This window comes from Escherichia sp. E2586 (genome assembly GCF_005781105.1).
Classification (GTDB): domain Bacteria; phylum Pseudomonadota; class Gammaproteobacteria; order Enterobacterales; family Enterobacteriaceae; genus Escherichia.
Genome location: NZ_VATN01000050.1, coordinates 1 through 1,471, shown reverse-complemented (window position 1 = coordinate 1,471; position 1,471 = coordinate 1). Strand labels below are relative to the sequence as shown.

The window sequence follows — 1,471 nt, the reverse complement described above, 5'->3', positions numbered from 1 at the left end:
ATTTGAGGAATGGCAGTCACGCATCCAGTTAATAAAGCACTCGTGAAATTTTGCAGGACTGATACAGGATACAACTCTGGCAATGGTATCGTGAACAGGAATACCATTTTCAAAATCACCATATTGTTTTAAAAAATCGAGATGTGTTTCTCCAAAATCCTCTATATCTTCCCAACCTTCTGCACCAGAAATAACGGCGCAAATAGTCAACAGTAGAATATCTGACAATTTATGTTCCACTTTCCAGGTTTGTCTGTAATCGGGAATAATAGAAATATGTTCCATCAATTTTTTAAGTTCCATTTTGTTCTCCTTAATTATGTAAGGAATATTTGATCATGTATAAGCAATAAAAAACAGTTTTAGGTAATAAGGAATATCTCAATTATTGAACATAAAATGCGAATTATTTAGTACAAAAAGTGTACTTCTGATGATCTTTCCCTGGGATGTTTAGTGTGCTGAACGAGAATTAAATAATAAAAGAGCCGGGAAGTTCAATCAGCTTCCCGGCTTTTATTTTAATATTTTTTATTAATTTCTTTTATCCATGCATTAAATTCTTTTACTAAATAAGGATCTTCATTCTCTGATAATATTTCTTGTAGATATCGACAAGTATCTTTACTCCCCATATCAATCACGTATAAAGCAATCGAGTCAACGATATCATTTTCAAAAGAATCAATAGCCACACAATATATGTTTATTAAATCTCTCAAACCATCATTAACATCAACTTCTAATTTATTTAAGGCTTCATTATATTGATTTCGGATATTCATAAAACCTCACATTAATTATATGGGGATCGTCCCGGAGACATTGGAATGTGAACATCAGCGTTATGATTCGGATTCGTTCCTCGGTCAGAAACTCCACCAGTGGCAGTATACCTGCCAGTCACGTCTCGCGGGCGATAATTCCCATTAGAAACACTGGATGTTGGAACTGTTTCAATATGAGCATGAGGTACAGCATCAGCATAATGTGAAGGTGAACGAGGATTTGCCGGGTCAATTCTTACTGCAACAGTATTTCCGTCAGGTAATGCTTTTGTCCAGACCTCTCCTCCACTATGAGCTTGTACCGACGAGTAACCTCGATTACGCAAAGTTTGTCGTATTTCTCCTGGAGTTTTTCCTGAAAAATTGGGTAGGCCGCCTATTTCTTCCTGAATATTCTGTGCACTTCTGAAGCGCCCATTACTTCCCCTTAATTTACAAAGACCAAGTGGATCAATATAAGTTAATGGATTAGGCGCATAAGCATAGAGGTTTATCCCCCCCGCCAGCCCTATCGGATCCTGGCTGATAAACCTCCCGCACTCCGGCGCATAATATCTGAACAGATTGTAATGCAGTCCTGTTTCTTCGTCAAAGTACTGCCCCGGCAGTCGCAGCGGCTGTTCAAAGTACGCCCCGCTGTTGCTGATGTCGCCCCGGTTTTCGCCAAATCCCGCCTGATAGCC

At 39.0% G+C, this 1,471-nt stretch carries 3 protein-coding genes; all 3 read right to left on the bottom strand.

Annotated features, from left to right (window positions below; genetic code table 11):
• Positions 1–303 (bottom strand): ISAs1 family transposase (locus FEK50_RS23890; RefSeq protein ID WP_138211690.1); only part of this gene is annotated, 303 nt, incomplete at its 3' end.
• A gap of 218 nt (positions 304–521) precedes the next feature.
• A complete protein-coding gene (locus FEK50_RS23885) occupies positions 522–785 on the bottom strand; it encodes a hypothetical protein (protein ID WP_131162134.1) in 264 nt (87 codons plus the stop codon).
• 11 nt (positions 786–796) lie between these two features.
• Positions 797–1,471, bottom strand: a 675-nt coding sequence (locus FEK50_RS23880; RefSeq protein ID WP_138211689.1) for an RHS repeat-associated core domain-containing protein, incomplete at its 5' end; no start/stop codon positions are given.

Coding starts and splice junctions, on each gene's coding strand:
- FEK50_RS23885 (WP_131162134.1), bottom strand. CDS start 785: ATGAATATCCGAAATCAATATAATGAAGCCTTAAATAAATTAGAAGTT.